The 14855-nt window shown below is 37.4% G+C and carries 13 protein-coding genes; 10 read left to right on the top strand and 3 right to left on the bottom strand.

Features of this window, described 5'->3' with window-relative positions; all coding sequences use genetic code 11:
- Positions 1 to 28 precede the first annotated feature (28 nt).
- From gspE to gspC, 3 genes are read right to left on the bottom strand one after another with little or no spacing between them, the layout of a single operon-like run.
- On the bottom strand, positions 29 to 1480 hold the full coding sequence (gene gspE / locus ACORJQ_RS02615; RefSeq protein WP_321325757.1) for a type II secretion system ATPase GspE: 1452 nt from the start codon (positions 1478 to 1480) through the stop codon (positions 29 to 31).
- Between the two features lie 20 nt (positions 1481 to 1500).
- Positions 1501 to 3678 carry a type II secretion system secretin GspD gene (gene gspD, locus ACORJQ_RS02610; RefSeq protein ID WP_321325756.1) on the bottom strand — a complete coding sequence of 726 codons (2178 nt, stop codon included), beginning with the start codon at positions 3676 to 3678 and terminating at the stop codon, positions 1501 to 1503.
- An 18-nt stretch (positions 3679 to 3696) separates the two neighbouring features.
- The gene (gene gspC / locus ACORJQ_RS02605) at positions 3697 to 4509 is read right to left on the bottom strand and encodes a type II secretion system protein GspC (RefSeq protein WP_321325755.1); all 813 of its coding nucleotides are present in this window, start codon (positions 4507 to 4509) and stop codon (positions 3697 to 3699) included.
- Positions 4510 to 5269: 760 nt separating this feature from the next.
- Between gspC and ACORJQ_RS02600 the strand changes: the two genes are divergently transcribed.
- From ACORJQ_RS02600 to ACORJQ_RS02555, 10 genes are all read left to right on the top strand, one after another.
- The gene (locus tag ACORJQ_RS02600) at positions 5270 to 5743 is read left to right on the top strand and encodes a hypothetical protein (RefSeq protein WP_321325753.1); all 474 of its coding nucleotides are present in this window, start codon (positions 5270 to 5272) and stop codon (positions 5741 to 5743) included.
- A gap of 70 nt (positions 5744 to 5813) precedes the next feature.
- The gene (locus tag ACORJQ_RS02595) at positions 5814 to 6956 is read left to right on the top strand and encodes an outer membrane beta-barrel protein (RefSeq protein ID WP_321325749.1); all 1143 of its coding nucleotides are present in this window, start codon (positions 5814 to 5816) and stop codon (positions 6954 to 6956) included.
- Between the two features lie 70 nt (positions 6957 to 7026).
- Positions 7027 to 7575 (top strand): polysaccharide biosynthesis/export family protein, encoded by a 549-nt coding sequence (locus ACORJQ_RS02590; protein WP_321325748.1) that lies wholly within the window; start codon positions 7027 to 7029, stop codon positions 7573 to 7575.
- Positions 7575 to 9797 (top strand): GumC family protein, encoded by a 2223-nt coding sequence (locus tag ACORJQ_RS02585; protein WP_321325746.1) that lies wholly within the window; start codon positions 7575 to 7577, stop codon positions 9795 to 9797. Before ACORJQ_RS02590 ends, ACORJQ_RS02585 begins: the two co-directional genes overlap by 1 nt.
- 25 nt (positions 9798 to 9822) lie before the next feature.
- Positions 9823 to 10545 carry a tyrosine-protein phosphatase gene (locus tag ACORJQ_RS02580; RefSeq protein WP_321325745.1) on the top strand — a complete coding sequence of 241 codons (723 nt, stop codon included), beginning with the start codon at positions 9823 to 9825 and terminating at the stop codon, positions 10543 to 10545.
- 61 nt (positions 10546 to 10606) lie between these two features.
- Positions 10607 to 10969: a hypothetical protein gene (locus ACORJQ_RS02575; RefSeq protein WP_321325744.1), complete on the top strand. Its 363-nt coding sequence runs from the start codon at positions 10607 to 10609 to the stop codon at positions 10967 to 10969.
- Entirely contained in the window at positions 10879 to 11307 is a 429-nt protein-coding gene (locus tag ACORJQ_RS02570) for a hypothetical protein (RefSeq protein WP_321325742.1), read from the top strand. The genes ACORJQ_RS02575 and ACORJQ_RS02570 overlap by 91 nt, the downstream gene beginning before the upstream one ends.
- A 131-nt stretch (positions 11308 to 11438) precedes the next feature.
- Positions 11439 to 12662 carry a nucleotide sugar dehydrogenase gene (locus ACORJQ_RS02565; protein ID WP_321325741.1) on the top strand — a complete coding sequence of 408 codons (1224 nt, stop codon included), beginning with the start codon at positions 11439 to 11441 and terminating at the stop codon, positions 12660 to 12662.
- A 74-nt stretch (positions 12663 to 12736) separates the two neighbouring features.
- Positions 12737 to 14014 carry a lipopolysaccharide biosynthesis protein gene (locus tag ACORJQ_RS02560; protein ID WP_321325739.1) on the top strand — a complete coding sequence of 426 codons (1278 nt, stop codon included), beginning with the start codon at positions 12737 to 12739 and terminating at the stop codon, positions 14012 to 14014.
- Between the two features lie 24 nt (positions 14015 to 14038).
- Complete coding sequence (locus ACORJQ_RS02555) at positions 14039 to 14836, top strand: polysaccharide pyruvyl transferase family protein (RefSeq protein WP_321325737.1); 798 nt, start codon at positions 14039 to 14041, stop codon at positions 14834 to 14836.
- The last annotated feature ends 19 nt before the right edge of the window (positions 14837 to 14855 follow it).

Below are 14855 nucleotides of genomic sequence, written 5' to 3'. Positions count from 1 at the left end.
ATTGGTTTCATATTCATTCTCATAAACACTAAACCTGAGTAACTCGTTGTACTTCAGATAAATTGGTATGACCTTTTAAAACAGCCTCGTAACCATTATCTCGTAACGATTTTGAAGACTTTCGTAATACCGCTTCAATCTCATCTTCGGTCATATTTGAATAGATCATCGCACGAAGTTTTTCATCCATTAAAAACAGCTCATACAATCCCATTCGTCCTTTATAACCAGTATATCGGCAAGCTTCACAACCATTTGGCTCATAAATCGTGGCATGTTTAACACCCAAAATTTCACATTCCACCTCGTCGGCTTCATGCGGGGTTTTACAATCACATAACTCACGTACTAAACGCTGAGCTAAAACTCCAACAATACTTGATGAGAGTAAAAAAGGTTCAACCCCCATATCTCTCAAACGAGTTACTGCACCGACTGCAGAATTAGTATGTAAAGTGGATAATACCAAATGCCCTGTCAAAGAGGCTTGCACCGCAATAGTGGCAGTTTCTGCATCACGAATCTCACCCACCATCACCACATCTGGGTCTTGACGTAAAATGGCTCTTAAACCTTTAGCAAACGTCATATCGGCCTTGGTATTTACTTGGGTTTGATTAATGCCATCAATGTGATATTCAATCGGATCTTCGACTGTCATAATATTACGTTCGGCATCATTTAATAACGTTAAGCCAGCATATAAGGTGGTGGTTTTACCAGAACCTGTTGGCCCCGTGACCAAGAAAATACCATGTGATTTAGCTAACGCGGCTTGCACACCCTTTTCTACTTGCTCAGGAAGTTTGAGTTCTTTAAGATTTAAACGGCCTGCACTTTTGTCTAATAGACGTAATACCACACGTTCGCCATAGCTTGACGGTATAGTTGAAACCCTTAAATCTACCGCTCTACCACCAAGTTTTAAAGAGATACGACCATCTTGTGGCAAGCGTTTTTCAGCAATATCTAGACGAGCCATAACCTTAATACGAGATACCAACATTGAGGCTAAAGCGATTTTGGGAGTGAGTACGGTTTTTAAAATGCCGTCAATTCTAAAACGGATACGTAATTGGTTTTCAAACGGTTCAATATGAATATCAGAAGCACGAGAACGAATCGCCTCACCTAAAATTGCATTCAGCAGTTTAATGATAGGGGCTTCATCTTCACTATCTAATAGATCTTCTGGCTCACCCACTTCAGCAAAAACTGAGGCTAAATCCTCGGTTTCAATCGCCTCAATAGCTTGCATTGATTCTTGACCGTGCGATGAATAACTTGATTGAATCTCCATATCAAACTGGGCTTGATCAATTTTTTTAAGCTCAATATCACAACTTGCAAATTGTCTTTGTAACTCTAATAGAGCACTGCCGGGAGTTTCAGTCGTGTATTCAACCTGCAAGCCTGCATCTAGACTTTTAACCAATACTTTATTTTTATTGGCAAAACCAAAGGGTAAGGTAACATTCATAATATTGCGTCCTTGCTACCTTATAAACCTAACAGGTCTTCTGTACTCATTTCTTGAATCAATGAGTCATCTTTTTTACTCGCTTTATCTGTTTTAGCTTGTTCTTTAGCCGCCGTTTCTTTGGCTTTTTGCTCCTCACTGTACGGTGTTGCAGGCTCGCTATTTTCAAATTGCTTTTGTGTAGGTAATCTTGGACGAAGTCCTTCTAATAACTGTCCTTCTTTTTTATTCAACATATCTTCTTGTTGTTGATAAATATAGTTATATTTTTTATTACTGTAATAGTCGCTCATCTCATTATTGCGAATAATTATCGGGCGTAAAAACACCATTAAATTCACTTTTTCACGAGTATCTTTTGATGAGCTAAATAGACTACCCAAACCAGGTATATCACCCAGGCCTGGAACTTTTGATTTTGAACGAACTTCTTTTTCATTAATCAAACCACCTAGCACAACCATCTTGCCATCGCCTACAATAACCTTGGTTTTAATTTGGCGTTTAGAAGTTTGAATGTCTATTGCTTGACCCTTATCAATCACATCAGAAACTTCTTGATCAATATCCAAGTAGACCTCATTACCTTCATTGATTTGCGGCTTAACTTTTAGTTTCAAACCCACATTTTTTCGTTCAATTGTACTAAACGGATTAGTGATTGAAGTTCCAGTATTGGCATAAGTTCCCGTTTGAAACGGCACCTCTTTACCCACTAAAATTTCAGCTTCTTCATTATCCAAAGTTAATACAGAAGGTGTTGCCAAAATATTAGAAGATGAATCTGAGTTTAAGGCACTAATCAAAGCCCCCCATCCATAACCATCTGAATCAACATTACCGCCTGCTAAGGTAATGCCCGAACCGATAACCTGAGACTGAGCCAATACATTGCCAGAGTTACCAATCAATGCAGGAATCGCACCCGAAAAGTTAATAACTCCCGCACCGCCTGCACCACTTAGGCCCCATTCAACACCCAATGCAGCCGCTTTATCTGCTGCAATTTCAACAAAAATTGCTTCAATCAATACTTGAGCACGCCTAATGTCCAACTGCTTTATAACTTTTTTCAAACCATTTGCAACAGCAGTTGGTGCACTGATAACCAAAGCATTCATGCGTTCATCGGCTTCAATACTAATTTTTTCTTTAAGCTCGTTTTTATTCAAAACCGACATATTCAAACCAGTAACCTGTTCAGGAATCCCAGCCACACTTTCAGGAGCTGCAGCTGCTTTTGGCGCAGAAGAAGTGGTGGTGGTTTCTTCGCTAACTTGAATAGCTTGATTACTGGCAATTTTTTGCAAAATTGGAGCAATATCTGCAGCTTTAGCGTAGCGTAAATAAATAACTTGAACACCGCCTTCGGCATCCATCGGTACATCAAGTTCTGCAATTAACGCACGTAACATCATGCGTTTAATTTCATCGCCACTTAAAATAATTCGATTTGAGCGAGCATCAAAACCAATCGTTGCATCAACACCACCTTGATTTTTAGGCATCACACTTTTTAAAGTTTTTGCCAAATCAACTGCTGAGGTGTTTTTAATAGGAATCACCTCAAAAGCACCTTTAACATCAACATCTACACGTTTTAAAATACTTTTTAAACGCTTAATATTAGAAACCGTATCTGAAACAATCAATTTATTGCTTTCCGCCAACGCCACTAAATGCCCTTCTTTAGCAACTAACGGGCGTAAAACTGCCACTAACTTACTGGCATTAACGTTATAAATACTAATAACTTCGGTTACCCAATCTTCATCATACTCAGTCCAATTACGGTAAGGGATTTGATCTCGTGCAATATTCGCCGGCACCACCTTAATAACACCATCCGCAGGTATTGCTACATAACCATAAACATTCAGAACAGCTAACAAAGAGTCATACAACTCTTCAGGTTTCATCCCTTCAGGAGCAATAAAAGTTACATTCCCTTTTACGCGAGGGTCAATAATAAAGTTTTTACCGGTAATCTTAGCTACAGCCTCAATCACCGTTTTAATATCAGCCTGTTTAAAATTCTGTTTTAAGGTTCCTTCAGCCAATGCCGATTGAGTGCTTGAAAATAACAGTACAAAACTCACCGTTGTCACTAATAAAGCTTGAAATAGAGTCTTTATAAAATATTGATTTCTAAACAACACCTTGCTCTCCTGGTTGTTTGCATTGTGAGCGATATTCATAATTTGTCCCTATTTCATCTAATCCAGATTAACCGACACATTCTGTGTTTGGCCATTTCTAATTAACGTTAACTCTAAATTTGTTTTCTTTAAAAGTGATTGCCACAAGGCAGGCGACTTAGTCAGCTCTGCAATCGAATGTCCATCTACTGTTTGCAACTCATCACCTGGCATAAAACCAAGAGAGCGAAATATCTCTGCTTCTTTTTGTGGCCACACTTTTACAGAAGTGACCTTACCCTCTTTTTGAACCATCTGAAAACGCACATAACGCATAATTGATATCGGATTCTTCAAGGCATTTTCTTTAACGTTTTTAAGAATGGTTAACTGACGCTGATTTAATTCCGGAGAATCTGTATTTGGTATAAACACATCGTCATCTTTTATCATTTGCAACTTTTCTAAAAGCCCGTTGTGACTAATCACGACATAGTCAGGGTAAACTTCTTTGAGTATGACTCCGTTTTGAATTGTCTCTTCTAAACTATAGCTTTCTGACTTACCTGCATTCTCAATAATAGCCACACCAAAATCTGGGCCTACTAAACTACCCAACAACTTCAGTTTTAAACGGGTTTTTTGAACATTTTCTTGAGAAATAGCAGGACGAGTAGATAAATCTGATTGAGAACGACCAAACAGAGTGATAGGAGCAATCGCAGTGGACTTAGCTTGATTGACTTGGGCATTCTGTATGACAGGTAACAACAGTTCTTTTTTAGGGCTATCCATTACCGCCCAAAAGAACTTACCTAGCATCCATGCAATAATGATAAGCAACAGAACCACAAAAAAATTAATGATTCTATTTCTAACTAAAGTATCCAAATAAACCTCAAGGTGATTTTATATATTATTTGATGCGGCGTTTAACAGTTTCTAAAACAAACTTAACCTAGCAACTCTTCCAAAGAATTCAAGATAATACCAAGTTAGTAAATTTGGCCTAAGCTATTATAAGACGTTATATGTCATTTTATGAAATACCAGCCCTTTCTGCAATCATATAGCCACTTGCCTTAAGACTCAAAACTAGCGTTGCACGAGTTATTCTAAATCAAAATTTTAGACTACAGACCTGTAAGTTACTCACATTAACTCAAGTTTAATTCAAGGTTAAACAAATCGTAACAAATCTGACACAACAAAACAGGTATAACGACACTAGTATATATACGAAAAACAGAACACTCAATCACCCTTAATGATGAAGAAAACTTGCGTTAACAAATATACACACGCATATGATAATAAATTAGTAAAAAATAAATATTGTGCCGTCTTAAGGACTGTATTTTCATTCAGCGTTAACTCATTAATTCTTTTGAAGAAAACCAACTAACCTTGCTTTAAAATCTGCTTATAAATTTGTTGATACTTTTAACTAAATTAATGTGATTATAAATTTGATTATAAACGCCTACTTATATAAAATAGAATCTTAAGTATGAATACGCATCGTAGTGTATAAGAAAAGTAATTGCCTTCATTGCTGATTTTTTAATGGAAATTACAAAAATTATCTAATCGTTATTAACCGTATAAACGTAAATACAGAACTACACAAAACAAATACAGGAGCATTAAGATGCGTAACATATTGACTATACTAGCAACCTCTTTGCTACTATTTGCAACCCATGCAAATGCTGATCAAAAAACCGTTGCCGCGATTGAAAAAGCCGGTGGAGCCTTAACTAAAGAAGAAGCCACTGCCCTTAAAGACATTCAATGCAAAAAACCAAACCCAAAAGAGGACTTTGTTGTATCTGAAAGCTGTCAAAGCTTAGTAGATCAGATTGCCGAGCTTGTGGCAAAGTACTCTGCTGACGAAAACATGGTCAACGCCATTCTAACAGGGGCTGTTGATGCTCACCCTGAGCTATCACAACAATTTGCAGATGCCGCAATGGCTGCTTCACCTGATAACATTGCACAAATTGCCGCATTAATGATTGATTTAGCACCAACTGCTGCGGGTATCACAAACCCAACAGCGATTGCCGCAACATCAAACATTCCAACGCCATCAGGCGGTGGTGGATCTTCAAGTCCTAACTAAAATCAAAAGATATGACTTAAACCTCCCTGTTTAGCAAATGCTTTGCAGGGGTAACTGCGAGCATTACATTATGAATAAGTATAATAAACACCTTATTACGGCTATAGCCTTAATCCATAGTGGTACAAGCTACGCCCTAGACCCAGCAGCTATCGACTTTGATGGCATTGAAGTTACCCCTGCACTAGAAGTTTCTGGCACTTATGATGACAACTACCAAGCCATAAAAAATGGTCCTGATTCTTGGATTACCACTATTGCACCTGGCGTGCAAATCACCGCATACGGAGATAAAACCCTTTATCAATTAAAGTCCGGCATAAAACACGACATGTATAGTGCGTCAAACGCTAAAGACTTAACCAGTTACTTTGTTAAAGGCACAGGAACATTTAATTTTGATGTTCGCAATAAACTTGATATTGAAGCGGGCCTAAACAGAACAGAAAGTGCTGCAAATGCATATGTTCCTGGAACCATTAACAGCTTCAAACAAACCAATATCGGTGCTAGCTATGTTTATGGTGCTCCATCAGCTACTGGCAATATAGAACTTGGTGTAAATCATGTTATCTATCGCTCAGACAATGGTTTGAACTTAGACCGAGAAAGAGATTCAAACGCATACAGAGCTGCTTTTTTGTATAAAGTCACTGATAAAACTAAATTAGTAGCAGAACTTAACGGCTCTCGCTATGACTACATCACCAATAAAGCATTAAACAGCACCAATCTATCTTACTTACTCGGTGCACAGTGGGAAGCAACCGCAAAAACTACTGGGCATGCAAAAATTGGTAGTGAAACAAAAGATTTTGATGATGCAAACCGAAAAAATGCCAGCCTCACTACATGGGAGGTCAGTGTAGATTGGAGTCCATTAACCTATTCAACCGTCATCTTTACTACAAATCAAAAAATTGATGAAGGTAGTTACGGAGCTTCTTACACCGATACCACAAATAATAACTTGCGATGGAAACACGATTGGGGCAGAGGTTATGCAAGTCAAGTCTATTTAAGCAACAGAACAGATGACTACAAAGGTATTCGTAAGGATACAACCAACTCGGTTGGTGCGGGCATTACCTACAATATTCGTCGTTGGGCCGATATCGCTTTTGATTATCAAAATAGTAACAGAACCTCAACTGACAATGCACAAGAATATAACCGTAATATTTTTAAACTAACATTTACTGTCGGCTTATAATCTCAAGTGTGCATTACTTTACACAATGCACTCATTGCATATTCAACAACACAAATCAGGTAAAGTATTTATGGCAAAGTTTTTACGCCTAATCATCACTCTCAACCTCATTCTTATGTCTGCTTTAGCCTGGGCAGACACAACAAAAAGCACCAATACTGATTACCAACTCTCCTCTGGAGATGTTATTTCAATCACTGTATTCGCTGAGCCTGACTTAAGTTTTGAATCCCTTAAACTCAACGATGCTGGCAGTTTTTCTTACCCATTTTTGGGTGAAGTTAATGCACAAGGATTAACCGCCTTACAACTACAAAACAAAATTGCTGCCAAGCTAGAAGGTGATTATTTAGTTAACCCTAAAGTCAGTGTCAGTATTTTAGAATACCGTCAGTTCTATATAAGTGGTGAAGTTAAACAGCCTGGCGGCTATCCATACCAACCCGGGTTAACGGTAAGGAGAGCGACTGCTTTAGCAGGAGGTTTAACAGAGCGAGCCTCTGAACGCCGCATAACTATTATTCGTGAAGCAGATAAAAACAAAAAACCAAAATACGTTTCAATGGAAGACCGGGTTATGCCAGGTGACACCATCACTATTGGTCAAGGTTTCTTTTAATGGGTAACTCAATCAATATGCAAAACCAAACAGACAACAACATCTCACAAAATAACGATGTCATCGACCTATTACCTTTAATTAAGGCAGTTTGGCGTAAAAAATGGAGCATTATTAGCTTAGTTTTTATTGTGATGTTACTTACTACTCTTATCGTTATGAGTATTACACCAACCTACCAAGCCACAGCAACCATTCAAATAGACCCAAAAGAAAATAAAGTTGTCTCATTTGATCCTGTTTACGGCCTAAGCAATGATAATGACTACTTAATTACCCAGTTTCAATTACTTCAGTCTCGTGTACTTGCCGAAAGAGTCGTAAAAAAGCTCAATTTAACAACTAATCCAGAGTTTGATCCAAGACAACAAAAGCCACCGCTTATCGACATTAAAGGTTTTATTAAATCATTTAACCTTAAGCAATTTTTACCGGGTCAATCACCGGAAGATTTAGCAGAAAAACCACTTACTGAACAAGAAATCTTAGATTCAGTTGTGAATAAGTTCATGAAGAGAGTCTCTATATCACCAATTAAGAAGAGTCAACTTGCCAATATCAGTGTGCAAATGGCCGACCCTAAATTAGCCACACTTGCAGCAAATGAAATCGGTAAAGAATTTATTAAAAGCCAGCTTGATGCCGCTATGGAAGACTCTTTAACCGCAACTAAATGGATGAATGAACGCCTAGTTGATATAAAAGAAAAACTTCAAAAATCAGAAGACAAGTTACAGGCCTATAAAGAAAAAGAAGGCTTAATTGATGTTAAAGGCGTTGTCACTATTTCAGCCAATGAACTCTCAGCCATTAACCAACGCCTAGTCGATGCACGTAGTAAAAGAGCCGAGGCCGAAAGCCAATATAACCAAGTCAGAAATATTAAAAAAGACGACTGGAAACGTTTGTCTACCGTACCAGCAGTATTAAGCCATCCGTTAATCCAAACCTTTAAAGCCGATGAAGCCAAAGCCAGAGCTAAAGTTGAAGAGCTATCCAAAAGATATGGCAAAAAGCACCCTGCTATGCAAGCCGCTTTAAGTGACTTAAACGCAGCACAAACCAGCCTAAAAACTCAAGTACAGCAAATTGTTGCGGGTATTCAAAAAGAGTATCAAATTGCTTCAGCTAATGAACGTTCTTTACAAAAGTCAGTCAATGAAAACAAAGAACAAATTAAAGAAATCTCTAAAGACGAATATAAATTAAGAGCATTACAACTTGAAGTAGATTCAAACCAAGCGGTTTTTGACACCTTTATAAACCGTTTAAAAGAGACTACGGCGACCGCTGATATTGAAACAACCAATGCTCGTATTGTTGATCCTGCTGTTATTCCAACCCAGCCGATTAAACCTAAAAAATCGTTAATTATCGTTTTAGCAGGCCTGTTATCTGGAATGTTAGCCGTATTTTTAATTTTGCTATTAAATGCTTTGAACAACACCTTTAAGAGTACCGATGAAATTGAAATGGCAACCAACCTACCAGTACTCGGTGTTGTACCATTGATTGTAAAAAAACCTAATCAGCATATTTCGCAAATGTACCATAAAGCCACAGATAAAATTTTCTCTGAAGCGATTAAAACCATTCGCACCGGGGTAACCTTATCTGCCATTGAAAAACCACATAAAATCATAGTGATTACCTCCTCCATACCTGGGGAAGGTAAAACCAGTTTATCGGTTAACTTATCCGATGCTCTTCGTGAAAATGAAAAAGTATTGCTTATAGAAGCCGATATGCGTCGCCCAAATATCGCTCGCAGTTTTGGATTACCGCCTGGAACACCAGGCCTGGCAAATTTAATTGCTGGCACAGCAACCCAAGAAGAAGCTATTCAATCTTTATACGGTGGTATCGACACCATGGTGGCAGGCGTAGTACCACCGAATCCGTTAGAACTACTTTCAACTGAAAAGTTTAAACGCACATTGCAAGAGTTGTCGGTGGAATATGATCGAATCATTATCGACTCACCACCTGTTCAAGCAGTAAGTGATGCACTATTGCTATCCACCTTTGCAGATGCTGTGCTTTATGTTGTTAAAGCAGAATCCACATCCAAAGACCTGGTTAAAAAAGGGATTGGTAAACTACTACAGCACCGAGCACCAATGCAAGGCACTATTTTGAACCAGGTTGATATCAAGAAAGCCAAAAAGCACGGCTATGGTTACGATGGATATTATGACTATTACGGTTATAGCAAAAGCTAATTGCCTAAAATACAAGGCATAAAGCATGTACGACTTACACAACCATCTTCTACCTGGCATAGATGATGGTGCACCCAATATTGAAACCGCTTTAGAACTTGCAAGAATAGCAATTGATGATGGCATTACCCATATGGTGTGCACACCGCACATACACCCTGGGCGTTATGACAACAACATCACAACCATCCAATCAGCACTGCAAGAATTTAGATCTGCTTTACAGCAAAACAATCTTAATTTAAAAATCGCCGCCGCGGCCGAAGTGCGAATTGGGCCAGAAATTATAAATGCAGTTAAAAACCAAACCCTGCCCTTTTTGGGAGAATGGCAAACCAGCCCCGTTTTACTGCTAGAACTGCCATCCAATATTATTCCAGTAGGCAGTGACAACCTAACTAAATGGCTATTATTTCAGGGAATAACCCCAATAATTGCACACCCTGAGCGTAACCTAGCCATTATCAATAACCCAGGTAAGCTCAAACCCTTTTTAGATCAAGGCTGCTTATTACAAATAACAGGCGGTGCGTTAACAGGTAACTTTGGTCAAGCCAGTAAAGCCATTGCCCAACAACTACTTTTAGAAAACAAAGTTACCATTATGGCAACCGATGCACACAATATTAAATACCGACCGCCGAAATTAACCAACAGCTTACAAGCGGCAACGGAATTAATCGGTGAAAACGCTGCAAAAAAACTGGTGTTAGATAACCCAATTGAAATGACCAAAAATATATTTTAAAAATGCTATTAAACAACCAAATACCGCCAACAACCCAATAAGACCCAAAGACTAAAAGCAAATGACTATCAACCAAGCAAAAATACAAATTAATAAATTAAAAGCGATTGGCTTACTAATTTTTGCAGGCCTGGTCATTTATTTAGCCGCAAGCATGCTTATTGCAAGTTTATACAACATTCAAAGCAATCTATTTTTAAATGATTGGCAAAATAAAAAAACAACACCAAATGACCAGGCCTGGTTAGCGGCCAAACAAGCCAGTGAAAACGCCATAAATATAAACCCCGTTAATAATGCTTTTTTACAAGAGAATAAAGGCAAGATTTTACAGTGGCAGACATATTCGCAACCATTGCAGACAGTAATGCCCAACGAAATCGCTTACACGCATTACAATCGTATCGCAAACAAACAGCCCTAATCCCGTTATGGCCAAAAGCCTGGTTAAATTTATTAAGTATAAAAATTGAACTTAACCAGTATGACAAAGAGCTTTATCACACCTACAATCAGGTAAAACTCACATCAAATCATAATCCAGAAGTTACCCCATTATTTATACAGCTTGGCATACAGGCCTGGCAAAAATTAAACAACAAAACCAAAAGTGACATGTTAAGAGTCATTACCCAACAAGCCACAAGCGGCCCTAAAAACGCTAAAAAATTAAAGCCCATTTTACAAGCCAATAACTTACTTGCACTAACCTGCATGTATGCAAAAGCCACTAAACAAAATACATATAACTTGTGTAAATAGTTAATCGCCAACAAGTATGGCCATTAACTCAATATTAGCCATTTAATTTAAGTATATTTAATTACGTACATTTATTTACCTCATGCTGTTTACTGGGTACAATAAATAAAAAACTTTTATAGGGTATTAAAATGAAAATCGCAGTCGCTGGAACCGGATATGTAGGTTTATCTTTAGCTGTATTATTGGCTCAAAACCATGAAGTGGTCGCTTTAGATATCATTCCTGAAAAGATTGATTTACTAAACAAAAAACAATCTCCAATAGTTGATACCGAAATCACTGATTTTCTAGAAAATAAATCCCTAAACTTTACCGCCACTTTAGACAAAGACCAGGCCTACCAAAATGCCGATTTTGTCATAATAGCCACTCCAACTGATTACGACACGGTTACCAATACCTTTAATACTCGTTCAGTAGAAGCGGTCATTGCGGATGTTTTAGCCATTAACCCAAATACCACCATGATCATTAAATCGACTATTCCAGTCGGTTACACAGATCAAGTTAAAGCCAAATTTAACTGCAATAATATTATCTTTTCTCCAGAGTTTTTAAGAGAAGGTAAAGCCCTTTACGATAATCTTTATCCGTCACGTATTATTGTAGGCGATGAGTCTGAGCAAGCTAAAATATTTGCAGGCCTGTTAGTTGAAGGTGCTGCTAAAGCAAAAGAAGAGATTCCCGTTCTATTTACCAATAGTACAGAAGCCGAAGCAGTCAAACTCTTCTCTAACACTTATTTAGCGATGCGTGTCTCTTACTTTAATGAACTAGACACCTATTGTGAAAGTCATGGTTTAAGTGCTAAACAAGTCATTGAAGGTGTAGGCTTAGACCCTCGCATTGGAAATCACTACAACAATCCAAGTTTTGGTTATGGTGGTTACTGCCTACCAAAAGACACCAAACAACTGTTAGCCAATTATCAAGATGTACCTAATAATATTATTAGAGCAATCGTAGATTCAAACACCACCCGTAAAGACTTTATTGCAGAACAAGTCATTAAAAAACTTCAAAACGATCCTAGTTTTGATATTCAGAACCCAACCACAGGCAATGGCATCGTTGGAATTTATCGCCTAGTTATGAAACAAGGGTCAGACAATTTTAGAGCCAGTGCCATTCAAGGCATTATGAAACGCATCAAAGCCAAAGGTATTGAAGTCGTCATTTACGAACCTGTTTTAACAGAAGAAGGCAAAACTGAGTTCTTTCACTCAAAAGTCATCAATGACTTCAATGAATTTAAAAAACAAAGTAATGTAATCATTGCCAATCGCATGATTGATGATTTATTAGATGTAGCGGATAAAGTCTATACCCGTGATTTGTTTGGTAACGATTAAACCAATCCGTTTCAAATTTACCAGGCCTGGTGAATTCCAGGATAAGAAAGGTTATCCCTTTAAGAAGTTGCAGTGTGAAAGCCAAAATTCAACAAATAACAAAAAATAAATTTGTTCGCAACGTCGCTATCGTCGCAACAGGAACGGCTGGTGCCCAGGCGATTACCATGGCTTTTGCACCTTTTCTTACTCGCATATACGGCCCAGAAACTTTTGGGTTATTAGGTGTATTTGTCGCATTAATAGCAATATTAGCTCCAATAACAGCTTTAACGTACCCTGTAGCGATCGTGTTACCGAAAAAAGATACAGATGCCAAATTAATTGCTAAGCTTTCATTTTTCCTTGCATTTATCATTACTTGTTTTTTCTCAATAATTCTATATTTTTGGGGAGAATCTATACTTAATCTTATTGGCTCAGAAAAGATTTCACCCTACATGATGTTAATACCTCTTGCATTATTTTTTGCGACGTTACTACAGATTACCGAGCAATGGCTCATTCGGAAAAAACAATTTAAAACAACTGCAAAAATTGCAATTGTTCAATCATTAATCATTAACAGTACAAAAACAGGAATTGGATGGATAAACCCAACAGCCGTGGTTCTAATTACCATTACTGCTTTAGGTAGTGCATTGCATGCATTTATGATGGCTATTAGCCTTAAATTCAATACAAATGCCAAAGCTGAAATGGATTCAGATGACAACCCAAAGACAGTAAACCAGTTAGCAATTGCTCATATAGACTTTCCACTATATCGTGCCCCGCAATTATTCATCAATGCGATTTCTCAAAATATGCCCGTTTTAATTTTAGCCAGTTTTTTTGGACCCATAGCCGCGGGATTTTATTCCTTAGCCAGAATGGTTTTAGAAATACCCGCAAAATTAATAGGTAAATCAGTAGGCGACGTCTTTTATCCACGAATAAATGATGCCTCTCATAATAATGAAGAGCTAGATAAATTAATATTAAAAGCAACAAAAGCATTAGCATTATTAGGCCTAGTACCATTTGGTATAGTCATTGTAATTGGGCCTTGGCTTTTCAGTTTTGTTTTTGGTGAAGAATGGAATAGTGCAGGAGAATATGCCCGTTGGCTATCATTGTGGCTTTATTCAGCATTTATTAACAGACCAAGCTTTGTTTCAATACCTGTATTAGGGTTCCAAAAAGAAATATTTCTTTTTGAAGTGCTTTCACTTTTTTTAAGATTTGCAACCTTACTTGTCAGCTACTACTTAACCAATAGTGCTTTAGTAACTATAGCATCCTTTAGCACATTAAATGTTCTACTAAATTTACTGTTAATTACAACTACAATTTATTTGTCAAAAAAATGAAGAATTCAAAGGGATTACTTACTTATGGTTGACATAGTTCATTGGAACCCAAAACGTTCTATTTTCAAAAAGAAGCCGTTTTCTTATATTCCAATTAAAGCTCCAGTTAATAATTTCGGTGACCTATTAGGTCCTTTAATAATTGAAAAAATTCTTCAAGATAAAGGAATAGTCAATAACCAAAGAACTAACAGTAAACGTTTGCTTGGTGTAGGTTCAATACTTCATTTTGCAAAAGATTTTGATACGATTTGGGGAAGCGGTCGAAATGGAAAAATAAAAGATACCTCACATAACTTTAAAGACCTCGATGTTAGAGCTGTTAGAGGACCCTTGACACGTGATTTTTTAATTAACAAGGGAATTAATTGCCCCGAAATATATGGTGATCCCGCACTACTCCTACCGCACTACTTTCCAGAACTAAAAATATTATCTGAAGAAAAAAAATTCAACATTACCATAATACCCAACCTGAATGACTTAGGTAAATATGAACTAGATAAAAATACCATAAACCCCACTATGGATCTTTTCTATATTTTAAAAAGAATAGTCCAAAGCAAATACGTAATAGGCTCATCTCTCCATGCAATTATTGTTGCTGAAGCATTTGGAGTACCCGCTCGTTTAATAACTAGTGAAAATGAAGATCCCTTTAAATACCATGATTATTTTCAAGGGAGTGGGAGAACAGATACTGTCTTTGCTAAAAGCATTCAACAAGCCATAGATATGGGTGGAGAAGCCCCCATTAAATGGCATGCTAAAGAATTAATAGATAGCTTTCCTAGTGATTTATGGAATGAAAAACTATGTTAACTTTGCAAAATAAACTTTA

Origin of the sequence: Thiomicrorhabdus sp. (assembly GCF_963662555.1) — a bacterium.
Classification (GTDB): Bacteria; Pseudomonadota; Gammaproteobacteria; order Thiomicrospirales; family Thiomicrospiraceae; genus Thiomicrorhabdus.
The sequence above is the reverse complement of the archived record's forward strand: the minus strand, read 5'-3'. Positions and strand labels throughout refer to the sequence as shown.